At 68.7% G+C, this 23,610-nt stretch carries 21 protein-coding genes; 9 read left to right on the forward strand and 12 right to left on the reverse strand.

Annotation, left to right across the window (positions count from 1 at the left end):
- The first annotated feature begins 176 nt into the window (after positions 1–176).
- The 3 genes from SNAS_RS23930 to SNAS_RS23940 all read left to right on the forward strand — a co-directional run bounded on the left by SNAS_RS23930 (position 177) and on the right by SNAS_RS23940 (position 3,911).
- Positions 177–1,937: a bifunctional metallophosphatase/5'-nucleotidase gene (locus tag SNAS_RS23930; protein WP_013020053.1), complete on the forward strand. Its 1,761-nt coding sequence runs from the start codon at positions 177–179 to the stop codon at positions 1,935–1,937.
- Positions 1,938–2,019: 82 nt separating this feature from the next.
- A complete protein-coding gene (locus SNAS_RS23935) occupies positions 2,020–2,697 on the forward strand; it encodes a response regulator transcription factor (protein WP_013020054.1) in 678 nt (225 codons plus the stop codon).
- Positions 2,694–3,911 (forward strand): sensor histidine kinase, encoded by a 1,218-nt coding sequence (locus tag SNAS_RS23940; protein ID WP_013020055.1) that lies wholly within the window; start codon positions 2,694–2,696, stop codon positions 3,909–3,911. The genes SNAS_RS23935 and SNAS_RS23940 overlap by 4 nt, the downstream gene beginning before the upstream one ends.
- Position 3,912: 1 nt before the next feature.
- Here SNAS_RS23940 and SNAS_RS23945 read toward each other — a convergent pair whose 3' ends face one another.
- The 10 genes from SNAS_RS23945 to SNAS_RS23990 form a co-directional block, all read right to left on the reverse strand.
- Positions 3,913–4,551: a LysE family translocator gene (locus SNAS_RS23945; RefSeq protein WP_013020056.1), complete on the reverse strand. Its 639-nt coding sequence runs from the start codon at positions 4,549–4,551 to the stop codon at positions 3,913–3,915.
- Positions 4,552–4,570: 19 nt separating this feature from the next.
- On the reverse strand, positions 4,571–5,467 hold the full coding sequence (locus SNAS_RS23950) for an NUDIX domain-containing protein (RefSeq protein WP_013020057.1): 897 nt from the start codon (positions 5,465–5,467) through the stop codon (positions 4,571–4,573).
- 73 nt (positions 5,468–5,540) lie between these two features.
- The gene (locus SNAS_RS23955; RefSeq protein ID WP_144300619.1) at positions 5,541–7,304 is read right to left on the reverse strand and encodes a bifunctional metallophosphatase/5'-nucleotidase; all 1,764 of its coding nucleotides are present in this window, start codon (positions 7,302–7,304) and stop codon (positions 5,541–5,543) included.
- A gap of 106 nt (positions 7,305–7,410) precedes the next feature.
- Entirely contained in the window at positions 7,411–7,950 is a 540-nt protein-coding gene (locus SNAS_RS37260; protein WP_013020059.1) for an acyltransferase, read from the reverse strand.
- 5 nt (positions 7,951–7,955) lie between these two features.
- Positions 7,956–8,888 (reverse strand): class I SAM-dependent methyltransferase, encoded by a 933-nt coding sequence (locus SNAS_RS23965; RefSeq protein ID WP_013020060.1) that lies wholly within the window; start codon positions 8,886–8,888, stop codon positions 7,956–7,958.
- Positions 8,885–9,658 carry an enoyl-CoA hydratase/isomerase family protein gene (locus tag SNAS_RS23970; RefSeq protein ID WP_013020061.1) on the reverse strand — a complete coding sequence of 258 codons (774 nt, stop codon included), beginning with the start codon at positions 9,656–9,658 and terminating at the stop codon, positions 8,885–8,887. Before SNAS_RS23970 ends, SNAS_RS23965 begins: the two co-directional genes overlap by 4 nt.
- 52 nt (positions 9,659–9,710) lie before the next feature.
- A complete protein-coding gene (locus tag SNAS_RS23975; RefSeq protein WP_013020062.1) occupies positions 9,711–10,472 on the reverse strand; it encodes an SGNH/GDSL hydrolase family protein in 762 nt (253 codons plus the stop codon).
- 18 nt (positions 10,473–10,490) lie between these two features.
- Positions 10,491–11,912 carry an alpha/beta hydrolase gene (locus tag SNAS_RS33185; protein WP_013020063.1) on the reverse strand — a complete coding sequence of 474 codons (1,422 nt, stop codon included), beginning with the start codon at positions 11,910–11,912 and terminating at the stop codon, positions 10,491–10,493.
- 40 nt (positions 11,913–11,952) lie between these two features.
- Complete coding sequence (locus tag SNAS_RS23985) at positions 11,953–12,756, reverse strand: ABC transporter ATP-binding protein (RefSeq protein WP_211207484.1); 804 nt, start codon at positions 12,754–12,756, stop codon at positions 11,953–11,955.
- Between the two features lie 63 nt (positions 12,757–12,819).
- Entirely contained in the window at positions 12,820–13,503 is a 684-nt protein-coding gene (locus SNAS_RS23990) for a glycosyltransferase family 2 protein (protein ID WP_013020065.1), read from the reverse strand.
- 109 nt (positions 13,504–13,612) lie between these two features.
- Between SNAS_RS23990 and SNAS_RS23995 the strand changes: the two genes are divergently transcribed.
- Entirely contained in the window at positions 13,613–15,589 is a 1,977-nt protein-coding gene (locus tag SNAS_RS23995; RefSeq protein WP_013020066.1) for a hypothetical protein, read from the forward strand.
- A 7-nt stretch (positions 15,590–15,596) separates the two neighbouring features.
- Here SNAS_RS23995 and SNAS_RS24000 read toward each other — a convergent pair whose 3' ends face one another.
- Positions 15,597–17,606, reverse strand: coding sequence for a hypothetical protein (locus SNAS_RS24000; RefSeq protein ID WP_013020067.1), 2,010 nt, complete (start codon positions 17,604–17,606; stop codon positions 15,597–15,599).
- Positions 17,607–17,676: 70 nt separating this feature from the next.
- On the opposite strand from SNAS_RS24000, the gene SNAS_RS24005 reads away from it, so the two are divergent.
- From SNAS_RS24005 to SNAS_RS24025, 5 genes are all read left to right on the forward strand, one after another.
- A complete protein-coding gene (locus SNAS_RS24005; RefSeq protein ID WP_144300620.1) occupies positions 17,677–19,734 on the forward strand; it encodes a M3 family metallopeptidase in 2,058 nt (685 codons plus the stop codon).
- A gap of 31 nt (positions 19,735–19,765) precedes the next feature.
- Entirely contained in the window at positions 19,766–20,566 is an 801-nt protein-coding gene (locus SNAS_RS24010) for a tyrosine-protein phosphatase (RefSeq protein ID WP_013020069.1), read from the forward strand.
- Between the two features lie 10 nt (positions 20,567–20,576).
- Positions 20,577–21,233, forward strand: a complete 657-nt coding sequence (locus SNAS_RS24015) for an MgtC/SapB family protein (protein ID WP_013020070.1) — start codon at positions 20,577–20,579, stop codon at positions 21,231–21,233.
- Between the two features lie 98 nt (positions 21,234–21,331).
- On the forward strand, positions 21,332–21,784 hold the full coding sequence (locus SNAS_RS24020; protein WP_013020071.1) for an ABA4-like family protein: 453 nt from the start codon (positions 21,332–21,334) through the stop codon (positions 21,782–21,784).
- 33 nt (positions 21,785–21,817) lie between these two features.
- Positions 21,818–22,309: an NUDIX hydrolase gene (locus SNAS_RS24025; protein ID WP_013020072.1), complete on the forward strand. Its 492-nt coding sequence runs from the start codon at positions 21,818–21,820 to the stop codon at positions 22,307–22,309.
- 8 nt (positions 22,310–22,317) lie between these two features.
- On the opposite strand, the gene SNAS_RS24030 is transcribed toward SNAS_RS24025, so the two are convergent.
- Entirely contained in the window at positions 22,318–23,508 is a 1,191-nt protein-coding gene (locus tag SNAS_RS24030) for a M20 metallopeptidase family protein (protein ID WP_013020073.1), read from the reverse strand.
- Positions 23,509–23,610 lie beyond the last annotated feature (102 nt).

Consider the following 23,610-nt stretch of genomic DNA (forward strand, 5'->3'; position numbering starts at 1 on the left):
GCCTGCGCAGGTCCTGTCCATAGATTCTGCGTGATCCGGCTGAGGTCCCCCTGAGAGAACCTGAGCAACATCACAGTGCCGCGCCACCTGCGCCGCCGTGGTTTCTTATGGACGTTGTATGCACCGGGCCGTCGAGAATTCACCAAGCCCTCACCCCCGCCGTCAAAGGTGCGCCCATGCGAATGCCCCGGATCGCCCTGTCCGCCGCCCTGCTCGTCGCCGCCTCGCTCGGTGTCGCCACGCCCGCTGCGGCCGCTGAACCCGTCACCGTCAAGCTGCTGTCCATCGCCGACTTCCACGGCCAGCTCGCCCCGCCCCCGGCCAACGACGGCGGCCAGATCCCCGGCCCGAACGGCTCGAAGGTCACCGTCGGCGGCGCCGCCTACCTGGCCACCCACCTGAAGAACCTGCGCGCCGACGCCGAGAACTCGATGCTCATCGCCGCCGGTGACCAGTTCTCCGGTTGGCCGTTCACCGTCGAGATCCACCGCGACGAACCCACCGTCGAGGTGCTCAACAACCTGGGCCTGGACGTCAACGGCGTCGGCAACCACGAGCTGGACGTCTCGCGCGACTTCCTCGTCGACCACATGGCCAAGGGCGAGTGCTTCGGCGAGATCGGCGAGGACTCCTGCTTCACCGACTCGTCCGGACAGCGGTTCCACGGCGCCGACTTCGACATGTCCACCGCGAACGTGGTGGCGAAGAACAACGGCGAACCGATCCTGGCGCCGTACGTGATCAAGGAGATGAAGGCACCCGACGGCAGCACCATCCCGGTCGGCGTCATCAGCATCACCCCGCCGGGCACCGAGCACGGCTCGACGTCGTACCAGACCGACGTCACGACGCTCGACTCCGTCGAGACGCTCAACAAGTACGCCGCCGAGCTGAAGGCCAAGGGCGTCAACGCGATCGTCGCCAACGTCCACGACGGCGCGGCGAACAGGTCCAGCAGCGCCTCGTACAACGACTGCGACCTCAAACCCGACGGTCCGCTGGTGAAGGTCGCCAACGAGGCCTCGTCCGACATCGACGCGATCGTCGGCGGCCACTGGCACACCCGCTTCAACTGCACGCTGCCCGACCCGGCGGGCAACCCGCGTCCGGTGGTCGAGCCCGGTCACCACGGCGGCGTCATCAACGAGATCAACCTGGCGCTGGATCCGGCCACCGGCGAGGTCGACCGCGCCGCGACGACCTCGGAGAACCACCCCGTCACCCGCGACGTGACCCCCGACCCGGAAATGCAGGACATCGTCGACTACTGGAACGAGCAGGGCGACAAGCGCTTCGCGCGTCCGGTCGCGGAGCTGGACGGCGACTTCACCCGCGTCAAGGACGACTCCGGCGAGAGCACGATGGGCAACCTCACCGCCGACGTCAACCTGTGGACCGCCAACCACTCCCACGGGGGCGAGGCCGACTTCGCGATCACGATGACCGACCCGCACAAGGGCAGCAACGCCATCCGCGCCGATCTGAAGGTCGCCGACAGCGGCAAACCCGGCGACGCCGAGGGCAGAGTCATGGAGGGCGAGGCCTGGGACGCGTACGGGTACAACAACCCGGTGCTGACGGTGTCGCTGACCGGCGAACAGATCGACGCCGCCCTGGAGCAGCAGTGGACCTCGGCGAAGTTCGCGCCGCTGGCGGTGTCGTCGAACGTCGAGTACTCGTTCTCGGCCTCGGCGCCGATCGGCTCCAAGGTCGAACCCGGCGACGTCCGCATCGACGGCGAACCCCTGGACCCGGAGCGGACCTACCGGGTCGCCGCGCTGGCGTACACGCTGCTGGGCAGTGACGGCATCGCCGCGTTCACCGGCTTCACCGAGGCGCACCGCAACGACCCGCCCGACTTCCTGGCGTTCATCGAATACCTGGAGCAGGCCGGCACGCTGGCCCCGGCACCGCTGGATCGCGTGGACGTCGGGTAGGTCTCGTCCTCAGGCAAACTTCAGGACCGCCGGGTATTTTTCAAGGTCACAGCCCCTCGAAGCAGAATGCGACCTCCCCACCATGCGGCTCCTGATTGTCGAAGACGAACAGCGGATGGCCAACGCGCTGGCGCGCGGCCTCAAGGCGGACGGTTTCGCCGTCGAGGTCGCCGCCGACGGCGAGGCCGGGCTGGAGGCGGCCCGGTTCGGCAGCTACGACGCCATCATCTTGGACATCATGCTGCCCAAACTGTCGGGCTACGAGGTGATCCGCACGCTGCGGCGCGAGAACAACTGGGTGCCGGTGCTGGTGCTGTCGGCCAAGGACGGCGAGTACGACCAGTCGGACGGGCTCGACCTGGGCGCCGACGACTACCTGACCAAGCCGTTCTCGTACGTGGTGTTGTTGGCCCGGTTGCGGGCGCTGCTGCGGCGCGGCACCCCGGCGCGGCCCTCGGTGCTGACCGTCGGCGACCTGACGCTGGACCCGGCGCGGCACACCGTCCACCGCGAGGACACCGAGATCTCACTGTCCACACGCGAGTTCTCGTTGCTGGAATACCTGATGCGCAACGCCGAACAGGTCGTCACGAAGGTGACGCTGTTGGACCATGTCTGGTCGGCCAGTGAGGACACCCACGTCAACCTCGTCGAGGTCTACATCGGATATCTGCGCAAAAAGATCGACACCCCGTTCGGACGCAGCAGCCTGCAGACGGTCCGGGGGGCGGGCTACCGGCTGACGGCGGACCGCCGATGATCCGCCGCTGGAGCACGCTGCCGCTGCGGGTCCGGCTGGTGACCCTCGGCGTCCTCGGCCTGCTCATCGGCTTCGCGGGCGGCGGCACCGCGCTGGTGCTGTCGCTGCACTACTCGCTGCGCGCCTCGGTAGACGACGCCGCCACCAAGACCGCCGAGGACATCGCGGGCCTGCTGGTCGACAAGAAACTCCCCGACCGCATCACCACCGGCCGCGACTCCACCATCGTGCAGATCTACGACGCCGACGGCAAGTACGTGCGCGGCTCCCAGGGCGCCGACCCGCTGGTGCCGCTGCTGAAGGAGGAGCAGCTGGCCGAGGCCCTCGGCGACGGCGAGCACTTCACCGTCGACGTCTCCCGTTCCCAGACCAGCGACCCGTTGCGGGCCACCGCCAAACGCGCGGGCGACCAGATCGTCATCGTCGGCGTCTCGCAGTCCGAACTCGGCGCGGTCTCGCAACTGGCGGTCGGCCTCACCATCACGCTGGCCATCCTGGCGGTCGCGGTGACGATGGCGCTGTGGTGGATGGTCGGCTGGACGCTGCGTCCGGTCGAGGCCGCCCGCGCCAAACAGCGTTCCTTCGTGGCCGACGCGGCCCACGAACTGCGCAGCCCGCTGGCGAACATGCGCACCGAACTCGAAGTGGCCGAACGCATCGGCGCGCCCGACGACCTGGTCGCCGACCTGCTCACCGACGTCGAGCGGCTGTCGCGCATGACCGAGGACCTGCTGCTGTTGGCCCGCATGGACGACGCCCGCAGGCCCTGGCGTCCCGAGGACCTCGACATCGTCAAGCTCCTGGAAGTGCTCGCCGAGACCTACGACGACGCCCGGGTCCCGGTCACCACCCAGATGGACCGCGCCACCCTGAACCTGCACGCCGACCACGACGGCCTGCACCGCATCTTCACCAACCTCATCGACAACGCGGTCCGCCACGCCGAGGCCACGGTCGCGATCACCTGCACCACCGACGACTCCGAGGTCGTGGTCTCGGTGTCCGACGACGGCCCCGGCATCCCGTTGGAGGACCGGGAACGCGTCTTCGACCGCTTCACCCGCCTCGACGACGCCCGCGGCCGCGACTCCGGCGGCACCGGTCTGGGCCTGCCGATCGTGGCCGAACTCGTCGCCGCCCATCGCGGCTCGATCCGGCTGCACGGCGTCATCCCGCACGGCCTGTGCGCCGAGGTCCGGCTGCCGCGCGAGTGAGCTACCCGTCGGCGGCGAGCTTGACTCCGAACCCCAGCAGCGCGGTACCGGTGACGGCGTCCATCGCGCGCCGCACCACCCGGCGGCGCAGCCAGTCCCGCACCAGGTGCAGCCCCGCCACCAGGACCAGCAGCCACAACAGCGTCACCGCGGCGTGGGTGTACGCCAACCCCAGCAGGGTCCCGACCGAACCGTCCCCGCCCGCCATGAACTGCGGCAGCACCGACAGGTAGAACGCGAACGCCTTCGGGTTGGTGATGTTGGACAGGAACCCCTGCACTCCGGCGCGGGCCACAGCGCCCCGCCGTCGCGCTCGGCCGTCGCCCGCGGCCTCACCGTCCAGGTACCCGCCACGCCACGCCGACCGCAGCGCCTGCACGCCCAGGTACACCAGGTAGGCGATGCCCGCCCAGCGGATCGCCTCGAAGACCGGCCGCCACTGGACCAGCAGCAGCCCCACCCCGAACACCGCCGAGGTGCCGTGGACGACGTTGCCGAGCGTGATCCCCACGGAGGCACCGAAACCGAGCCGCCGTCCGCCGGTCAGGCTGTTCTTCAGCACGACGGCGGTGTCCGGGCCGGGCGACAGCGCCAGCAGGAACGCGAACACCAGGAAGCTCAGGAACATCGCGGTGGTCATAGCTCGACCCTAACGCGGTTCACGCGAGCGCCAGCGCGGCTTCCACGGCGGGAGTCACCGGCAACCGCCGGATCTCGTCGACCTCCAGCCACACAACCTCACTGGTGGACCCGCCGACGTCCTGAATCTCCAGCGGCTTCGGCTCGGCCACGGTCGCGTCGTAGATGACGTGGATCCCGTGGAAGTCCTCCACCCGCCCGCTCGGCCCGATCGACTCGGCGTGGTGAATCGACTGAACACACCGCAGCCCGCCCAGCACGGCGTCCTGCGAGGTCTCCTCGACGATCTCGCGTGACAGCGCCTCGCGCGGCCGCTCCCCGAAGTCGAGGCCACCACCCGGCAGGTGCCACAGCCCCGCCATCGGAAACCCCTCCGGGATCAGCGTCATCAGCACCCGCCCCAACGGATCGGTGACCCAGGCGTAGACCCCGACGCGCTGCACCTGCCCGTCCGGAACCGGCGACGGACGTGTGGGAGGCCGGGTGCGCACCATCGGCACGGCCCGCACGCCCAGCACCTCCGCGTTGAGCTCGATCATGCGTTTCCCGTCGAGGTCGGCCAGATCGCACCACACGTTGTCCGCGTCGTCGGACAGCTCCCCCACCTCGGTCTTCAGCCGTCCCCCGACGTCCTTGACGTCGTACACGACCGACACCTTGTGGTATCGCCAGTCCGGGCCCAACTCGACCAGCTGCGTCTCCACGGTGCGCAGCGCCGTGACCTCGACGTCGAGCCCGGTCTCCTCCCGCATTTCCCGCACGACGGCGTCCGCCGGGTCCTCGCCGTGGTCCAGGCCGCCGCCGGGCAGCCACCAGGAATCCGGGACGTCCGAGTTCGCCCGCGTGCGCTGCATCAGCACCCGCCCCCGGTCGTCGGTGAGGATTCCGTAGGCGCTCACGCGCGTCGTCTTGAGCATCGGGCAAACCTAGCAACGACAAGCCACCCCGGCCCATCGAAATCCGGGCCGGGGTGGCGTCGTCGATCTTGTCCTACTTCACCGACACCCGGTCGGTCTCCGACGGAGTCAGCTCCGGGTTGTCCTTGAGGAAGCCCCGGACGAACCACTGGTCGTGCGGTCCCTTCTCGAAGTCCTTGAACTCCTTGAAGGCCGCGAACCCGTCCAGGCCCAGCGCCGTGTACGCCAGCATCGAGACCCGGTAGGTCTTGGCCGGGTCCAACGTTTCACCGTTGATCTGAACATCGGCGGGGTTCACCCGGTCGCCGATGGCGGCATCCGCGTCGAAGCTGTACTTCACGTTGGACGACACTCCCAGCGGCGCGAACTTCGTGGCCGTCCACTGTTGTTCGAGCCCGGCCTCGATCTGCGCCCCGGTCAGCGGGACCGTCAGGATCGGATTACCGAAACCGTAGGCCTTCCACACCTCGAACGCGGTGACCCGACCGTCGGCGTCACCGGGGTACTCGCTCTTGGCGAAGAACATGTCGCCGTTGAGCGAAGTCGCTCCCTTGTGGGACTCGGTGGCGACCAGGCCGAAGTCGGCCTTGCCGCCGTCGGTCTGCTCCGAGGCGGCGAGGTTGATGTCGGCGGCCCAGTTGCCCAGGGTGCTCTCGCCCGAGTCGTCCTTCTTACGGGAGATGTCGCCGGAGTTCTTCGCGACCTCGCTGGCGGCGGCCTTCTCGCCCTTCTCGATCCAGTAGTCGGTGACCTTCTTCATCTCGGCGTCGGGCTCGATGTCGCGGGTGACGGCGTGGTTCTCCGACGTCGACTCCTCCCGCACCACCTCACCGGTCGACGGGTCGAGGGCCAGGTTCATCTCGTTGACGACGTTGCCGCGATCCCCGGCCTCGATGACGAACCGCGGGTTCCCGGCGGGGTCCGGCACCGAGCAGTTGAACCGCCCGTCGCGGTGGCCACCCATGATGGCGTCGACGTCCGGCGAGATCTTCGCGGCGGCGTCCATCAGCGGACCGCTGATCTCCTCACAGCCGTTGTAGGGCGCGTCGGGGTTCTTCGGCTTGGCTCCCTCGTGGACGTTGACCACGATCGCGTTGACACCCTTGGCCTTGAGCTTCGCGGCGTACTTGTTGACCGCCTCGACCAGATCGGTGGTCTTGTATTCCTTGGTGTAGTTCGAGTTCATCTTCTCGGTACCGGTCACGGTGCCGTTGATGATCCCCACCGGAATCTTGGTGCCGTCCGGAGTGGTGACCTTCTTGACGACGTAGGGCTCGTACTGCAACTCGCCCTTGGCGTTGACGAGGTTCGACGAGGACATGTCGAACTCGGAACCGTGGAACCGCTTCCCGGTGGAGTCGTCGAAGCACGAGTCGACCCCCGGCTCCCCGAAGCAGGTCCCGTCCACCGTCCGCTTGAGGTAGTCGAGGCTCAGATCGATCTCGTGGTTGCCGACCGTGCTGACGTCGACACCCATGGTGTTGAACGCCTCGACGACCGGCTCGTCCAGGTACTCCCACGACTCGTACGGGTACCCACCGAACTGGTCCCCGGCCGACAGCAGCAGCGAGTTCTCCTGGCCTTCCTGGATCTTCTTGATGTGCGCGGCCAGGTAGTTCGCCCCACCGACGGTGAGTTTCTCACCGTTCGGGCCGGGCAGCTCGGCGTCGGCGCCCGTGGGAGGCGCGAACTGCCGGTGGAAATCGGTGATCGACAACAGCTGTACGTTCACGGGATCGGCGTCGGCGTACGCCTGACCGTAGATCCCGAGGGCGGCCAGCGCCGCCAAACAGGTGCCGCCCGCGAGCACGCGGCGGCGTGTTAGCTTGATTTTCAACGTTTACCTTCCAAAAGGGTCAATGCTGGGAGCATGCGTCGACCGCGCCACAATACCCGGTAGCGGTGAACAAAACCGCCCGATGACCTGTCGCGTTGGGTCAACTTCAGGCGCGTTCGCCGATGACCCGGGCGGGGACGCCCGCGGCGATGGCGTTGGGTGGGATGTCCCTGGTGACGACGGACCCGGCGCCGATGACGGCGCCGTCGCCGATGCGCACGCCCCGGGTGACGGTGACCTTGGTGCCGAGCCAGCAGCCGGAGCCGACGCGGACGGCGGACTTGACGATGCCCTGGTCCATGATCGGGGTCGTGGTGTCGGCGAAGCGGTGGTCGAAGTCGATGATGTAGACGTCGTCGGCGATGAGGGTTTCGGGGCCGATGTGGATGTCGAGGTAGGAGTTGACGGTGACGCGGGCGCCGAATACGCAGCGGTCGCCGATGTGGACGGTGCCCTCGTGGGCGCGGATGGCGCAGTCGGCGCCGAGACGGACGTCGCGGCCCAGGATGAGACGGCCGTAGGTGCGGCGGGCCGTGAGGGTGACGCGGCGGCCGAGGTAGACCATGCCCCGACAGCGGATCCAGGGGCGGCGAAGCCGCAGCCAGGCGAACCGCAGGTAATCGGGTGTGAATCTCAGCCGCCACACGCAGTTCAGAGACTCCGTCGTCCTGTCACGAGGACATTGTAGAAGAGGTCCTTGGGGAGGACCTGCGACAATCCTGAGTCGACCTTGGACAGTGTCTTCCAGGCGCCCGCGGCGAAGTTGGCCCAGCCGAAGCCGAGTTTGCCGGGTGGCACGGCGGCTTCGAAGGTGCGCACCGGCCAGCCGAGGAAGGCGGCGGTGAGTTCCTCGGTGCTGGTCTCGACCTCGACGGCTCCGGCGGACTCGGCCAGGTCGGCCAGTTCGCCGGGGACGAAGGTGTGCAGGTCGACGACGGCCTCCAAGGCCGCCGCGGCGGAGGACTCGTCGAGTTCCTCCTGGGGGCGGCGCCAGTCGGACAGGAACGGGAGCCTGGTGACCGTGGTGGTGGCCCACCAGGTGAGGCGGCCCAGGTGGCGGGCGTAGAAGTCGCCGATACGGGAGGGTTCGCCCGCGAACACGAACCGGCCGCCGGGTTTGAGGACCCGCAGGACCTCGCGCATGGCCTGTTCGACGTCGGGGATGTGGTGCAGGACGGCGTGGCCGACGACCAGGTCGACGCTGGCGTCCTCGCACGGGATGGTCTCGGCGTCGGCGACCCGGCCGGTCACGTCGAGGCCGAGGTTGTCGGCGTTGCGGCAGGCCACCTCGACCATCTTGGATGAGATGTCGGTGACGACGCCCTGTTTGGCCACGCCCGCCTGCATCAGGTTCAGCAGGAAGAAACCGGTGCCGCTGCCCAGCTCGAGCGCGGTGCCGTAGGGCCAGGCGGTGTCGTCCTCGCCGGTGGCCAGGGTGAACCGGTCCCGGGCGTAGTCGACGCAGCGCTGGTCATAGGAGATGGACCACTTGTCGTCGTAGGTCTCGGCTTCCCAGTCGTGGTACAGGATGTTGGCACGCTTGGGGTCGGATCGCGCGGCCTCGACCTCGTCGAAACCGGTCATGAGCCGCTGAAGCCGGGTTTGCGCTTCTCGGAGAAGGCGGTCATGCCCTCGTGGGCGTCGCCGGTGGCGAACAGTCCGGCGAACAGCTGCGACTCCCAGGCCAGGCCGGTGTTCAGGTCCACGCCCAGTCCCGAGTCGACGGCCTGTTTGGCGGCGCGCAGGGCCCTAGACGGGCCCGATACAAAAACCTCCGCGAACTTCCTGGCCGCGTCGAACACCTCACCGGCCGGAACGACCTCGTCGACGAGACCTATGCGCTGTGCCTCGGCCGCGTCCACCATGCGGCCGGTGAAGATGAGTTCCTTGGCCTTGGCGGGGCCGATGAGGCGCGGCAGCCGCTGGGTGCCGCCGGCGCCGGGGATGATGCCCAGTTTGATCTCGGGCTGGCCCAGTTTGGCGTCCTCGGCGCACAGCCGGATGTCACAGGCCAGGGCCAGTTCGCAGCCGCCGCCCAGCGCGAAGCCGGTGATGGCGGCGATGACGGGTTTGCCGATCTTGGCCACCGCGTCGAAGGCGGAGGACAGTTCGGGGGCTCGCGAGGACATGGCCGCGTAGTCCATGTCGGCCATCTCCTTGATGTCCGCCCCCGCCGCGAACACCTTCTCCCCGCCGTAGACGATGACGGCGTGGATGTCGTCGTTGGCGTCGGCCTCGATGGCGGCGGCGCGCAGTTCCTCTTGAACCTGCTTGTTCAACGCGTTCATCGGCGGACGCGACAGACGGATCACACCGATGCCGTCCGATACCTCAAGGTTTACGAAATCTGCCACACCCGGCAGGCTACACGGACTTCGCACACCGGCCCAGGGCCACACGAGGACGCTATCGGTCCCCGACGACCTCATCAATGGCCTCAAACCATTTGTCGGCCATTTTCCGGCCGCCGGAGTCGTCGGGGTGCAGACCGTCGTAGGTGTCGTCGCCGGGATCGAATCCGTCGTGCTGGTCGACGACGGTTATCGGCGAACTCTTGCGGTCCATGTCCTTGGCCCAGCCGGGTATCGCCTCGTTCAATTCCTCGACCTTGCCGGGGCATTGCGGACAGTCCTTGTCCATGGGTGAGGTCGTTATCGGAATCAATTGCGCGACAAGGATGACGATGTCCGGGTTGGCTTGCCGCAGCAGTCCCGCGATGGTGGTGTATCCGTCGAGGATCTCCTCGATCGACTTGTCGTCGCGAATATCGTTCGAACCGAGGTGCATCAACGCTATTCGGGCCGATTTCCCAGTGGTGCGCAAGGTCTTCAGGAATGTGGAATCCGGTTTCATGTCGACGACCCGGGTGCCGCTGTAGGCGACCGCGTCGTCGTCGAATATGGAGTCGCATTCCGGACCGATTCCGTTGCCGGTGAAATCGACGTTCTTGTGGCCGGTGCCGCGCAGTTTCGCCCACAGCAGCGCCCGCCAGCAGCCGGTGGATCCGGTGATGGAATCACCCATCGGCATGACCGTGATGGACCGATCGGAGGCCGGATTCATGCGTTCGGCGTCGTTGCTCACGTCCCGCCCGACCGTGGCCAGACTCACGGCGGCGACCAGTACCAGGGCCAGCAGCGGGACGACGGCACGTGCCCATCGCCTCATCGTCATCCCTCGTTCCGCTCAGCACTGGCTGTCGCGCGGCGGCTGCGTGGCGGCCGGGCGCGGGTCGACCATGCTAAACACGGCCAGCATGTTTCGCCAAGCCCCCGAATCGGGGATGAACACCTCACTGTGAGCGTGGATACCCGAGATCCGTTTGCCGGTGATGCCCTGCGAACCGAGGGTGCGGCCGACGTCGTCGGGGGCTTGGGGGTCGTCGGGGAGGTACCCGGTTTCCAGGCGCACCACACCCGGCAGGTCGTGCACCCCGGCGCCGTGGCCCAGGCCGGTGGCGGCCGGGATGTCCTGGACGTAGCTGATCGGGTCGCCCGGCGCCATCATCGAGTAGCGCTCGCGGCAGCGCGGCTGGTAGTCGCCCGGCCCGGTGACGCCGTATCCGGCGCCCGCCGAGGCGACGTGCAAGACGCGGTCGGCGTCGAAGCCCTGGACCTCTGCCAGGCCCACGACGGCGCCGCCGTAGGAGTGCCCGGCCACGGTCACCGCCACGTCGCGGTCGTCGAGCTGCCGGTTCAGGTCGTCCATGAACTCGACCAGTCGCGGCGCCGCGTCCTGGGCCCAGGACGGGTCGGCCTCGTCGACCCAGCCGGACGGCGACGGCGGCTGGGCCCACACGATCACGGCCAGTTCGCCGTCGGCGGCCTCGACGAAACTGTCGGCGCGGGCCGAGTAGCGGCCGAAGTTGCCGCTGGCGGCGAAGCCGCCGGGTTCGCCGGTGGTGATGAACGCGCTGCCGCCGGGCACCAGGACGGCGACGTAGTCGGCGGTGTCGAGTTCGCCGCGCACCTCGACCCACGAACCCATCCGCTGGTTGGCCGCCGGATCGAAGTAGATCAGCTGCCGTCCCGCGTCCAGCAGGTGCGAGTAGTCGCGGCGCGGCTCGCGGTCCGCCTCGGTCCAGGGCCGCGTGGGCGACGGCCAGGCCCGGGAACCGGCGACCACGGCCGCGGCCCGGATCCGGTTGGCGGCGATGCGATCGGACAGTGCGGCGCCGTTGAGGTTGCCGATCACGCCGGGGAACACGGCGGCCAGCCACCGGGTGGCCTCGGCGGGCAATTCGCGGTAGGCGCGGGCGACGTCGCGGACTCCGCCACCAGTGTCGAGTATGGACTTGAACTTGGCCAGCCCGGCCTCCAGCGGGTCGGCGGCGTCGGCGGCGGGGACGGCCTCGGCGCGCTCGCTGGCCAGCCGCGGGTCCTTCGCGATGGCGGCGGCGGCCTCGGCGGGGCCCAGGCGGGTGTACTCGGACGGCAGGTGGTCCTCGGCCAGCGAGGCGGAGCGGCCCTGCGCCATGGCGTCGGCGATGAGACCGACGTCGGCGTGGGCGGGCGTGGTGGTGCTGACCGAGCCGGTCACCAGCGCGGCCGTGACCGTGACGGCCACCCCGCAGGCGGCAACGCCACGCCAGGACCGTTCCCACGCCATTCATCGAGCCTAAACGCTGCGCGGCGCGGGACGGAAGATTTCAGGCGGCTCGGGCGGTGAATCGGCCGCCGTCGCGTTCCAGGCGCAGCGGCAGGCCGAAGGTCTTCGACAGGTTCTGGGCGGTCAGGACGTCGTCCAGCAGCCCCGAGGCCACGACCGCGCCCTCGGTCAGCAGCAGCGCGTGGGTGAAGCCGGGCGGGATCTCCTCGACGTGGTGGGTCACCAGGACCAGGGCCGGGGCGTCGGGGTCCATGGCCAGCTCGCCCAGCCGTCCCACCAGCGCCTCGCGGGCGCCCAGGTCGAGGCCGGCGGCCGGTTCGTCGAGCAGCAGCAGCTCCGGGTCGGTCATGAGCGCCCGCGCGATCTGGACCCGCTTGCGTTCGCCCTCGGACAGGGTCGCGTAGCGGCGGTCGGCGAGGGTGTCGATGCCGAACTGCTCCAGCAGGCCCCGGGCGCGGATCTCGTCCATGGCCTCATAGGACTCACGTCCCCGGCCCAGCACCGCCCACGCCGCCGTCACCACCGCGTCGGCGACCGGCTCGTCACCCGGGATCGTCTCGGCCAGCGCCGCCGACGCCAGCCCGATCCGGGGCCGCAGCTCGAAGACGTCCACTTTGCCCATTTGCTCGTCGAGGACCCGCACCGTCCCCTTGGTGGGGTGCGACCGCCCCGACACCAGGTTCAGCAGGGTGGTCTTGCCGGCCCCGTTGGGGCCGAGGATCACCCAGCGTTCATCCAGCTCGACCTGCCAGTCCACATGGTCCAGCAGTACCGAGGCGCCGCGGCGCACCACGACGTCACTGACGTCGATGACGAGATCCGAAGTCGAAGACACGCATTGAATACTGTCACGATCGCACGGAAGTTTCAGTAAAGGCCCCGTGGTCGTCACGGCGGTCACGTCGGGTCAGCGACGGACTTTCTCACGCCCCAGTATCCACAGTGCTTCGACGCCGTCCTTCCAGGTGATCTTCTTGCCCTCGTGACGGGTGCGGGCGCTGTAGGAGATCGGCACCTCGTAGGGCCGGATACCGCGCCGCAGCAGCTTCGCGGTCACCTCGGCCTCCATGCCGAAACCGCGGGAGCGCACCTTCAGCGAGCGGTACAGCGACACCGGCATCAGCTTGAAGCAGGTCTCCAGGTCGCCGATGTACGAGTTGTACAGGACGTTGGCCGCCAGCGTGATGCCCTTGTTGCCCACCACGTACCAGAACGAGAACGAGCTGTGGCTGCCGAAGGTGCGGTTGCCGTACACGACCTCGGCCCGGCCGTCCAGCACCGGCGCCAGCAGTTGCGGGATGTCCTCGGCGTCGTATTCGAGATCGGCGTCGAAGATGATCATGTAGTCGCCTTCGGCGGCCCGCGCGCCGGTCTTTATGGCCGAGCCCTTGCCGCGATTGCGGGTGTGGTGAAGCACCCGCACCCGTTCGTCGTCCACGTGGTCGAGGATCGCCGCGGTGCGGTCGCGGCTGCCGTCATTGACGACCACGACTTCCACGGGGCACGGGTATTCGACGGCGAGGACGAGTTTGAGTGCCTCGGCGACCCGTTCTTCCTCGTTGTAGACAGGCATGAGGATGGAGAGCTTCACGGTTTCCTCTTGGCAGGAGGGAATGTTCGCCAAAGCGTAACCTGTCCGAGGTAGTAATGGCGACACACCTACTGCGACACAGTGTTCAACGGTCGGGTTTAATTCGTCAATGCTCGTAATCGTCGCGGCGGCCTTGACGGTGACGTTGATAGCTTACGCTTGGCGACCCGCCTATGGACCGGGGCGATTGCGTCTCGCGGTCGTGCGTGCCTGTGTACTCACCGGTGCTGGTGCTGTCGCGGGAATCGAGCTGTTGTCGTGGTGCGGCTGGTTCGACGTTGTCGGGATAGCGGTCGTGTGGGCCGTGATGCTGGTGTTGGCGGCGATACCGGCCGTGATCCGGTTTCGCCGCGACGGCGGGTTCACCGGCTTTCGTTACCCACCAACGCGGGCGCTCGGTTTCTGGCGGGCCTGCGGTCGCTGGGAGAAGACCGGACTGGCGGTACTGGCGGCGTACGTGCTGGTCGAGTTGGTCTTCGCCGTGGTCGCCGCGCCGAACAACTACGACTCCCAGACCTACCATCTGCCCAAAATAGAGCATTGGGTGCAGCAGGGTTCGGTGGAGTTCTACGCCACCCGGATCCACCGGCAGGTCACCTTGGCGCCCGGCGCGGAGTTCCTGCTCACCCACCTGCGGTTGGCTTCCGGCGGCGACGACTACTACAACCTTCTACAGTGGTGCGCCGCTTTGGGCTGCCTGCTGGTGGCCAGCCGGATCTGCGCGCAGCTGGGCGGCGGACGCCGGGCGCAGCTGTTGACCGTGCTGCTGTTGGGCATGACGCCGCTGGTGATGCTGGAGGCGTCCAGTACCCAGACCGACCTGGTGGTGGCCGCCTGGACCGGCTGCGTGGCGACGATGGCGCTGGACGGGCTGCGGCGCCGGGCCGGGCTCGGCGAGGTGCTGCTGTTGGGGCTGGGCACCGGACTGGTCGCGGTGACCAAGACCAACGGGCTGCTGGGCGTCGGGCCGGTGCTGGTGCTGTGGGGGGTGGCGCAGCTGTGGCTGGCCTGGCGCGGTGCCCGCCGGGCCGCGCACGTGACCCGCACCGTGGTGGCCTCGATCGTGATCGTGGTGCTGGGCTTCGCCTTGGTGGGGCCGTTTCTGGGCCGCGTCGTGGCCGAGTTCGGCCACCCGCTGGGACCCGAGCGGGTGCGCGACTCGATCCCGATGCAGCGCCACGATCCCGCGTCGGTGTTCGTCAACGCGCTGCGCATCGGCCAGACCGCGCTGGACGTACCGGGGTTCACCCAGCCGGTCGGCGACGTCGTCATCGCGATCTCCGAGGCGCTGGGCGTCGATCCCGAGGACCCCGACATCACGTTCCAGGGCCGGGACTACCCGGAGCGGGCCTGGCATCCCAACGAGGACAAGGTGTCCTTCCCGATCACCGGGGTGTTGGCGCTCATCGGTTTCGCGGCCGCGCTGGTCGCGGCCCGTCGGGTCTCGCCCACCCGGGCCGGACCGCTGCGCGGCTACGCGGTGGCCGTCGGGGTGACGGTGGTGCTGTACGTGGCCACCGTCAAGTGGCAGCCGTGGGGCAACCGGCTGCTGCTGTACGCGTTGGTGTTGGCGGTGCCGCTGGCGGGACTGTGGCTGGATTCGGTGTTGCGGCACCGGTTTCGACGCGAATGGCGCCGCATCGTGTCCATTGTAGTTGTCATCGGGATGTTCGCGGGGCTCGCGCTGACCGGCGTGCTGTCGCTGGGCTACGGCATGCCCCGGCGCCTGGTGGGCGAGGGGGCGACGCTGACGGCCTCCGAGATGGAGACCCGCTTCAACTGGCACCGGTCCTGGCAGGCCGACTACGTGTGGGCGGCGGAGAAAGTGGACGCATCCGGGGCCGATCGGGTGGGCATGGTGCAGTCCCGCGACAGCTGGGAGTATCCATGGTGGATACTGCTGCCGGGTCGCGAGCTGGTCTCACTGACGTCGGTGATCCCCAAGCACCCGGCCGCCGACCCCGACGACGTGGACGCGATCCTGTGCTCCTCGCTGAGCCGCAAGCTGTGCCGGAAGTACGTCCCCGAGGACTGGGACCTTCACTTCCGCGACCACGCGGGTTACGCGCTGCCACCGAAGGACTGAGGACGGCTCAGGACTGGCCGCGCCGACGGGCCCGGGCCCGTCGGGTGGCGCCCAGCCGCCCGGGAGCGGGCTTGGGCGGCGGTTTGGGACGGTTGGCCAGACCCTGACGGCCCATGGGTTCCACGACCAGGCACCGGAACTCGTCGAGCGCGCGACGGTCGGGGTGGCCCGAGGACATGACCCGGTCCAGGACGGCGCGCGCGTCGATGCCCGGCAGCTCCCCCAGGCCCTTGATGATGGCCTCGGGTCCGTCCATCTCCATCAGCCGCAGCGAGGACTCGGCGGTCAGCAGCTGCCGTTCCGGTTCGGTCAAGTCCATCATGTCCAGTACCCCGGTCTCCACGAGACACACCAGGGCGGCCGGACCGATACCGGGGTCGGAACGCATGCGGCGCAACAGTTTCGGCGCACCGGAGTCCACGTCGTACAGCAGTTGCAGTATCGCCGCGGCCCGGGAGCGCAGCGGCGTGGCGCGAGCGACGTCCACAAGGGTCTCGATACTGGACTCGTTGGACTTCAGCCAGCCCGAGACCTCCACGACCCGGGTCTCCAGCGGGTAGTGCTGGGTGACGACGCCGAGCATCTCGGCCGCGTCGCAGTCCGCCAGTTCCCCGACGAGTCCGGCCTCGCGGCCCTCGGCCAGCATCCGGTCGCGCAGCGCCCAGGTGCCCAGGTCGGTCAGCTCCGCCAACTCGCCCGGAATGACCAGGTCCTCGGCGAGCCGGACGGTGGTCTCGGGATCGAAGGGGCTCAACGGTTCCCCGGTCTCGGGGTCGAACTCGGTGAGGTCCTCGCGGAACATGGCGTCGGCGACACCGTGGGAGCGGTAGGCGGCGCCCAGCTCCTCCAGCACCTGCCACAGCCGTTCCAGGTCGTTGTTGACCAGGCCGCGCTCGACGGCGGCGTGCTGCGCCGAGATCGAGTCCAGGTCGAAGAAGACGCCGCAGCTGTACTGCCACACCGTCTCGCCCAGCCGCAGCAGCGGCATCGGTTCGGGCAGGCTGTACAGCGAGTTGAGGACGTCGGGCAGCACGTCGGCGTAGGTGAACTCCAGCATCGAGCCGTCCTCGCCGGGCACCGAGCGGAACACCTCGGGCCCGATCTGCCCCAGGGTGTCGAAGGCGCGGCGCCACAGCGTCAGCGGGTCGTCGAGCAGGCTCGCGGACTTGGCGACCGGCACCAGCTTGCCCCGGTACTGCCGGGCCAGCCGGGTCCGCTTGGACCAGGCGACGTACAGCGGCACGTCGGCCAGCTCGATGTCCAGCCGCTGCGCGAGTTTGCGGGCGTCGGGACGCCGCAGCGCGCCGGTACCGGTCACGGGCCGGCCCTCGCTGCCCAGCCACTCGACCAGACCCCGCAGCCGGATCACGACCGGGCTGGCGTCGGCGGCCTCGCCCAGCTCCAGCGTCGAGGGCAGCTTCACCGGCAGTTGCGCCAGCGCCCGCCCCTCCCCCAGCGGCTGCCGGGCCGAGGAGTCGGCCAGCAGCCGGGTCAGCAGTTCCTCGTCGACCTCGACCTCACCGGCGCGCACCTGTTCCTGGAACCGTGACACGGCCCCGGGATCGGCGACGTCGACGCCGTGGGTGCGGGCGACCCGGGTCCAGAACTTGCTGACGCCGAAGCGTGCGGTGTCGTCGACGGCCTCGGCGAAGCTGGGCGCGGTGGCGTCGATGGCCTTCTCGTTGTCCTGCGGCGCGGCGCCACGGGGGTCGCGCAGCCCGTAGTCGGTGATGAAGCGCAGCATGGTGCGCAGCACCTCGGGGGCGCGGTCGAGTTCCCCGGATTCGGCGTCCATGTAGCGCGGAATCCACTCCAGCAGGAAGTAGCGGACGTGCCAGGGGGTCCAGTAGGTGAGCCGTCCGTCGGGGCCGTAGTGCCTGGAGTCCAAAGCGGACATGACGATGGTGTCGTCGCTGGGCCGGTCGTGTTCGGCCGCCCATTCGCGGCAGCGTCGGATCAGCAGGTCCCGGGCAGCGTGATACTCCTCATGTTCGGCTATGTCAAAACACGTACGCAAGCCGCGAACCGCCCTCCGGTGAGCTGATACCGCCCATCGTAGGTCCGCGACCGTGGGTACCCTGACCTGGGTGACCGACGAGAACCCCTTCACAGCGCCCAGCACACTGCCGTACCAGCTGCCACCGCTGGCCGACATCACCGACGCCGATTACCTGCCCGGCTTCGAGATCGGCATGGCCGAGCAGCGCACCGAGGTCGAGGCGATCGCGGCCGCCACCGAGCCGCCGACCTTCGACAACACGGTCGTGGCGCTGGAACGCACGGGCGGCACCCTGAGGCGGGTGGCCAAGGTGTTCTTCAACAAGGCCGCGGCCGACACCAACGAGCGGGTCCGCGAGGTCCAGAGCCGGGTGGCACCGCTGCTGTCGGCGCACCGCGACGCGATCACTTTGGACGAACGACTCTTCGCCCGGGTCGCCGCCGTGTACGACGCCCTGGACGACTCCGATCTCGACGACGAGTCCCGCTGGCTGACCCGCCGCTACCACCTGGACTTCGTGCGCGCCGGAGCGAAACTGTCGGCCACCGACAAGGAACGACTGCGCGCCCTCAACGAGGAACTGTCCAGTCTGGAGACGTTGTTCGCGCAGAACCAGCTGGCCGCCACCAACGCGGCCGCGGTCATTGTCGACGACGCCGAGCGCCTGGACGGACTCTCCCAGGGCTCCATCGAGACGGCGGCCTCGGCCGCCGCCGACCGGGGCCTTTCCGGGAAATACCTGTTGACGCTCAACAACCACACGGTGCCCAGCCAACTGGAATCCCTCACCGACGCCGAGCTGCGCCGCGAGCTGTACCAAGCCTCGATCGCCCGCGGCAACGACGGCGCCGCCCACGACAACTCCGCCACCCTGCTGCGCATCGTCCGCCTGCGCGCCGAACGCGCCCGCCTGCTGGGCTACGACAACCACGCGGCGTACATCATCGAAGACCAAACCGCCGACTCGGCGACCGTCGTCGCCGAACGTCTGGCCAAACTGGCCGCCGCCGCGGTGGCCAACGTCCGCGTCGAAGCCGCCGAACGCGCCGAGGTCCTGGGCCAGGACTCCCTCGAACCCCAGGACTGGGCCCTGGCCACCGAACAGCTGCGCGCCAAGCACTACGACCTCGACGGCGAGGCGATGCGCCCCTACCTCGAACTCGACAGCGTCCTCACCAACGGCGTCTTCCACGCCGCCAACCAGCTGTACGGCATCACCTTCACCGAACGGTTCGACCTCCCGGTCTACCACCCCGACGTCCGCGTCTTCGAGGTCTTCGACGCCGACTCCACCCCCCTCGGCCTCTTCTTGGCCGACTTCTACTCCCGCGACTCCAAGAACGGCGGCGCGTGGATGAACTGCCTGGTCGACCAGTCCCGCCTGTTCGACCAGCGCCCCGTCGTCGTCAACAACCTCAACATCCCCAAACCCCCACCGGGCACCAAAACGCTGCTGACCTTCACCGAGGTCACCACGATGTTCCACGAGTTCGGCCACGCCCTGCACGGCCTGTTCTCCGACGTCCACTACCCCCGCTTCACGGGCACCACGGTGCCGCGCGACTTCGTCGAGTACCCCTCACAGGTCAACGAGATGTGGAGCCTGTGGCCCCGAGTACTGGCCAACTACGCCCGCCACCACGAGACCGGCGAGGTCATGCCGGACAAGCTTCGCGAGAAACTGGTGGCCTCGCAAGGCTTCAACGAGGGCTTCAAGACCACCGAATACCTGGCCGCGGCCCTGCTCGACCAGGCCTGGCACCGCCTCAGCCTGGACGAGGTCCCCGACGACGCCGACCCCCGGGCCACAGTAGAACGCTTCGAGGCCGAAGCCCTGGCGGCAGCCGGAATCAACGTCCCCGAAGTCCGCCCCCGCTACCGCAGCACCTACTTCGGACACATCTTCGCGGGCGGCTACTCGGCCGGGTACTACTCCTACATCTGGAGCGAGATCCTCGACGCCGACACGGTGGAGTGGTTCAAGGACAACGGCGGCCTCGAACGCGACAACGGCGACCGCTTCCGCCAGCGCCTGCTGGCCAAGGGCGGCAGCGTCGACCCGATGGCCGCCTTCCGCGACTTCGCCGGCCGCGACCCCCGCATCGAACCCCTGCTGACCCGCCGCGGCCTCGACGCCGCGAACTGACGGGGCGGGGAAGCCGGGATAGGCTGCGGTCGTGTCCGACACCACGGAGCCGAAGCTGTCCGGTTCACCCAACCTGCGCGATCTCGGCGGGTACCGCACCGGTGATGGTCGGCGTACCCGGCATGGGTTGTTGTACCGGTCGGGGTCGCTGGCCACGTTGTCCGACGCGGACGTGGAGACCTTGGCGGGTATGGGTTTGCGGGCGGTGGTGGATTTCCGGTTGCCCGGTGAGGTGAGTTTCGGGGGTGCCGATCGGCTGCCCGAGGGTTTGACGCCGGTGTCGTTGCCCGTGGGCGGTGGCAGTTTGGACGGGTTCTACTCGTTGGCCAAGTCGGGTGACTGGGAGTTGATCAACCGGGCGCTGGGGGATGGCAAGGCCCATCGGTCCATGATCGACGTCTATCGGGGTTTCGTGTCCAAGGACGACGATCGGGCCGGGTTCGCCGCCGCTCTGCGGCGGATCACCGAGGGTGACGCGTTGCCGTTGTTGTTCCACTGCACCGCCGGGAAGGACCGGACCGGGTGGTTGGCCGCGATCGTGTTGAAGCTCGTCGGGGTGACCCGGGTGGAGATCTTCGATGACTTTCTGTTGTCCGACTTGTATTTCCTGCCCTCGGCCATCGCTCTGATGGAGGGTTTGGGGGTGTCGCGGGTGGAGGCCCAAGTGTTCCGGCCGTTGTTGTCGCAGGATCCGAAGTACCTGGAGGCCGCCTTCGCTGAGGCGGAGGGGCGGTACGGGTCGTTCGAGGGTTTTGTCCACAAGGGTTTGGGTGTTGGGCCGGAAGCCGTGGAGCGGTTGCGTTCTCGGTTGCTGGAGCCGGATTCGGCGTAAAGTCGTAGGCGTGTTCTGGACGCAACTCGGCCTGCTGGCTCTCGCCGTCCTGCTCGGCACGTTGATCGGCGCCGAGCGCGAGTTCGAGGGCAAACCCGCCGGGATGCGCACCCACGCCATCATCGCCGTCGGCGCGGCGTTGTTCACCCTGGCCAGTAAGTACGGTTTTCCGGGGGCCGACGGGGAGGTCACCGACACCTCGCGGATCGCGGCGCAGATCGTGTCGGGTATCGGGTTCTTGGGCGCCGGGGTGATCTTCTTCCATCGCAACCTGGTGTTCGGTATGACCACGGCGGCGTCGATCTGGTCGACCACGGCTATCGCCATGGTGTGTACGGCGGGGATGCCGTTGATCGCCGTGGGGGCCACCGTGGTGCACCTGGGGATCGTGTCGGGGTTGCAGCCGTTGGAGCGGTTCATCGGGCGCTACGCGAAGCATTCGGGGCGGTTGCGGTTGACGTACACGACGGGGAAGGCGCTGGAGGATGCCCTGAAGTTGTGTACCAGTCGGGGGTTCACCGTCACCGAGGTGAGCACCGAGCGCACTGGTGAGGACGACGTCCGCAAGACCACGCTGACGGTGCGGGGGCGCGGGAACATCGGCAAGCTGACCTCGGCGCTCAGCGATGCCGAGCATGTGCGCGGTGTGTCGCTGCACGAGGACTGAGGCACTGGGATCGACGACGGTCTGGCAATCTCCGCCAAGAACGGATACTATCGCTATCGATAATAGATAGCTTCGTTATCCGCATTGAGGAGCCCCCCGTGTATCAGGCCATGTTCAACCTCGTCTTCTACCTCGCCGCCCCGTTCTGGCTGCTCATGATCGTCGCGCCCACCTGGGGGTGGACGCGGCGGATCGTGGGGTCGCCGTTGATCGCGCTCCCGGCCGCCGCGATCTACGTGATCCTGGCCGTGCCGCTGTTGGGCGAACTGCTGCCCGCCGTGGCCAACCCGACCCCCGACGGGGTGGCCGAGCTGTTGAGCACCGATGTCGGGGGCGCGCTGGGCTGGGCCCACTTCATCGCCTTCGACCTGTTCGTCGGTCGCTGGGAGTACCTGGACGCGCGGGAGCGCGGCGTGCACCCGCTGGTCATGGCCCCGGTGCTGGTCCTGACCATCCTGTTGGGGCCGTTGGGTTTCGTCGTCTACCTCGGCGTGCGGGCGCTGCCGCTGTGGCGTAAACCAGACGACGCGAGTCCCACCCCCGTGGCATGATCGCCCTCCGGCACCGCTAGGAGAAGGGCAACCATGATCAAGCACGACACCGCCAGCGTCTTCGTCTTCCACCGCGACCCCGAGCACGGCTGGCGGGTCGGCCTCATCAAACACCCGTTGTTCGGGGTCTGGATGCAGCCCGGCGGGCACGTCGAGGACGACGAGACGCCGCGCGAGGCGGCGCTGCGGGAAGCCTGCGAGGAGACCGGCCTGGACGGGCTGCGCCTCGTCGGCACGCACCGGCCGCCGTATCTGGAGACCACCGACACCACCATTCCGATGCAGTTGCCGGTGTGGGTCATCGAGCACCCGATTCCCAACGGCGACAACCACATCCGCGACGCGCACGTCCACATCGACTTCAAGTACCTGGCCGTCGCCGAGTCGGCCGAACAGGTCACCACGCCCGACCACCCCTTCGGCTGGTTCACCCGCGAGGAGGTGGCCGGGCTGGACACTTTGGACGACGTCCGGCCGATCGCGGCCGCGCTGTTCGACCTCGTCGAGGCGCAGGTCGCGGTCTAGGACAGTCGCTAGCCCCGGGCCAGCCGCCGCACCGCCAGCTCGGCCAGCAGCGCGGCGCCGTCGGCGACCACCGAGTCGTCGAAGGCCGCCCGGGGCGAGTGGTTGGTGGGAGCCTTGGCCGGGTCCTCGTCGCAGCAGGCGCCCAGGAACACGTAGGCGCCGGGCACCGCGGCCAGTACCCGCGAGAAGTCCTCCGAACCCATGAGCGGGTTGGGAAGCGTGGCGTAGCGGTCCTCGCCGAACACCTCGCGCACGGTCGCGGCGGCGAAGTCGGTCTCGGCCGCGTCGTTGACGGTGGCCGGGTACTCGCGGTCGTAGCGGACTTCGGCGCGCATCCCGTGGGCGGCGGCGATGTCCTGGCAGGTCTTGACCGCGTACTCGGCGATCTGGTCGCCGATCTCGGACGAGAAGGTTCGCACCGTGGCCTCGAAGCTGGCCTCGTCCGGGATGATGTTGCGCCGAGTGCCCGCGTTGAAGACGCCCACGGTCAGCACCACCGGTTCGAAGGCGTCGAAGCGGCGGGTGACCATCGTCTGCAGGGCCGTGACCATCTCGCAGGCCACCGGGATCGGGTCGAGGGCGTCGTGCGGGCGCGAACCGTGGCCGCCCGAGCCGGTCACCGTGACGAACAGGCCGTCGGACGCCGCCATCAACGGTCCCGGCCGGGACGCGAACACTCCCTTGGGGAGCATCGACGAGAACACGTGGATGCCGTAGGCCGCGTCGACCGGGCCACCGGCCGCCGCCAGCACCCCCTCGGCGATCATGTGCGCGGCACCGTCGTGGCCCTCCTCGCCGGGCTGGAACATGAACACCACGTTCCCGGCCAGCTCGTCCTGGTGTGCCGACAGCAGCCGGGCGGCACCGATGAGGCCCGCGGTGTGCAGGTCGTGCCCGCACGCGTGCATGCTGCCGTCGTGCTCGGAGCGCCATGGCTGGGTCGACTCCTCGGCGACGGGAAGCGCGTCCATGTCACCGCGCAGCAGCACCGTCGGACCCGGCCTGCCGCCGCGCAGCACTGCCGTCACCGAGGACAGCACCTCCCCGGTGGACACCTCCAGCGGGAGCCCCGACAGCGCCTCCAGCACGACCGCCTGCGTCTTGGGCAGATCGAGACCGAGTTCGGGGATGCGGTGCAGCCGGCGTCGCAGCGCCACCAGGTCGGCGGCGATGGCGGCCGACTCCTCGCGCAGGTTCATGGGATCACTTCCGTTCCATAGGGGCTGTCCGCATCCTAAGGCCGGGCGGTCCGCGCCGGGTGACATGTCCGTGCCGCCACCGGTCACTGTGTCCCGGTGGCG

The organism is Stackebrandtia nassauensis DSM 44728 (genome assembly GCF_000024545.1).
GTDB lineage: Bacteria > Actinomycetota > Actinomycetes > Mycobacteriales > Micromonosporaceae > Stackebrandtia > Stackebrandtia nassauensis.

What these genes read in the sequence shown, in the direction of transcription:
- SNAS_RS23930 (WP_013020053.1), top strand. Translation starts at nt 177, where the DNA reads ATGCGAATGCCCCGGATCGCCCTGTCCGCCGCCCTGCTCGTCGCCGCC.
- SNAS_RS23935 (WP_013020054.1), top strand. Translation starts at nt 2,020, where the DNA reads ATGCGGCTCCTGATTGTCGAAGACGAACAGCGGATGGCCAACGCGCTG.
- SNAS_RS23940 (WP_013020055.1), top strand. Translation starts at nt 2,694, where the DNA reads ATGATCCGCCGCTGGAGCACGCTGCCGCTGCGGGTCCGGCTGGTGACC.
- SNAS_RS23945 (WP_013020056.1), bottom strand. Translation starts at nt 4,551, where the DNA reads ATGACCACCGCGATGTTCCTGAGCTTCCTGGTGTTCGCGTTCCTGCTG.
- SNAS_RS23950 (WP_013020057.1), bottom strand. Translation starts at nt 5,467, where the DNA reads ATGCTCAAGACGACGCGCGTGAGCGCCTACGGAATCCTCACCGACGAC.
- SNAS_RS23965 (WP_013020060.1), bottom strand. Translation starts at nt 8,888, where the DNA reads ATGACCGGTTTCGACGAGGTCGAGGCCGCGCGATCCGACCCCAAGCGT.
- SNAS_RS23975 (WP_013020062.1), bottom strand. Translation starts at nt 10,472, where the DNA reads ATGAGGCGATGGGCACGTGCCGTCGTCCCGCTGCTGGCCCTGGTACTG.
- SNAS_RS33185 (WP_013020063.1), bottom strand. Translation starts at nt 11,912, where the DNA reads ATGGCGTGGGAACGGTCCTGGCGTGGCGTTGCCGCCTGCGGGGTGGCC.
- SNAS_RS23995 (WP_013020066.1), top strand. Translation starts at nt 13,613, where the DNA reads ATGCTCGTAATCGTCGCGGCGGCCTTGACGGTGACGTTGATAGCTTAC.
- SNAS_RS24025 (WP_013020072.1), top strand. Translation starts at nt 21,818, where the DNA reads ATGATCAAGCACGACACCGCCAGCGTCTTCGTCTTCCACCGCGACCCC.
- SNAS_RS24030 (WP_013020073.1), bottom strand. Translation starts at nt 23,508, where the DNA reads ATGAACCTGCGCGAGGAGTCGGCCGCCATCGCCGCCGACCTGGTGGCG.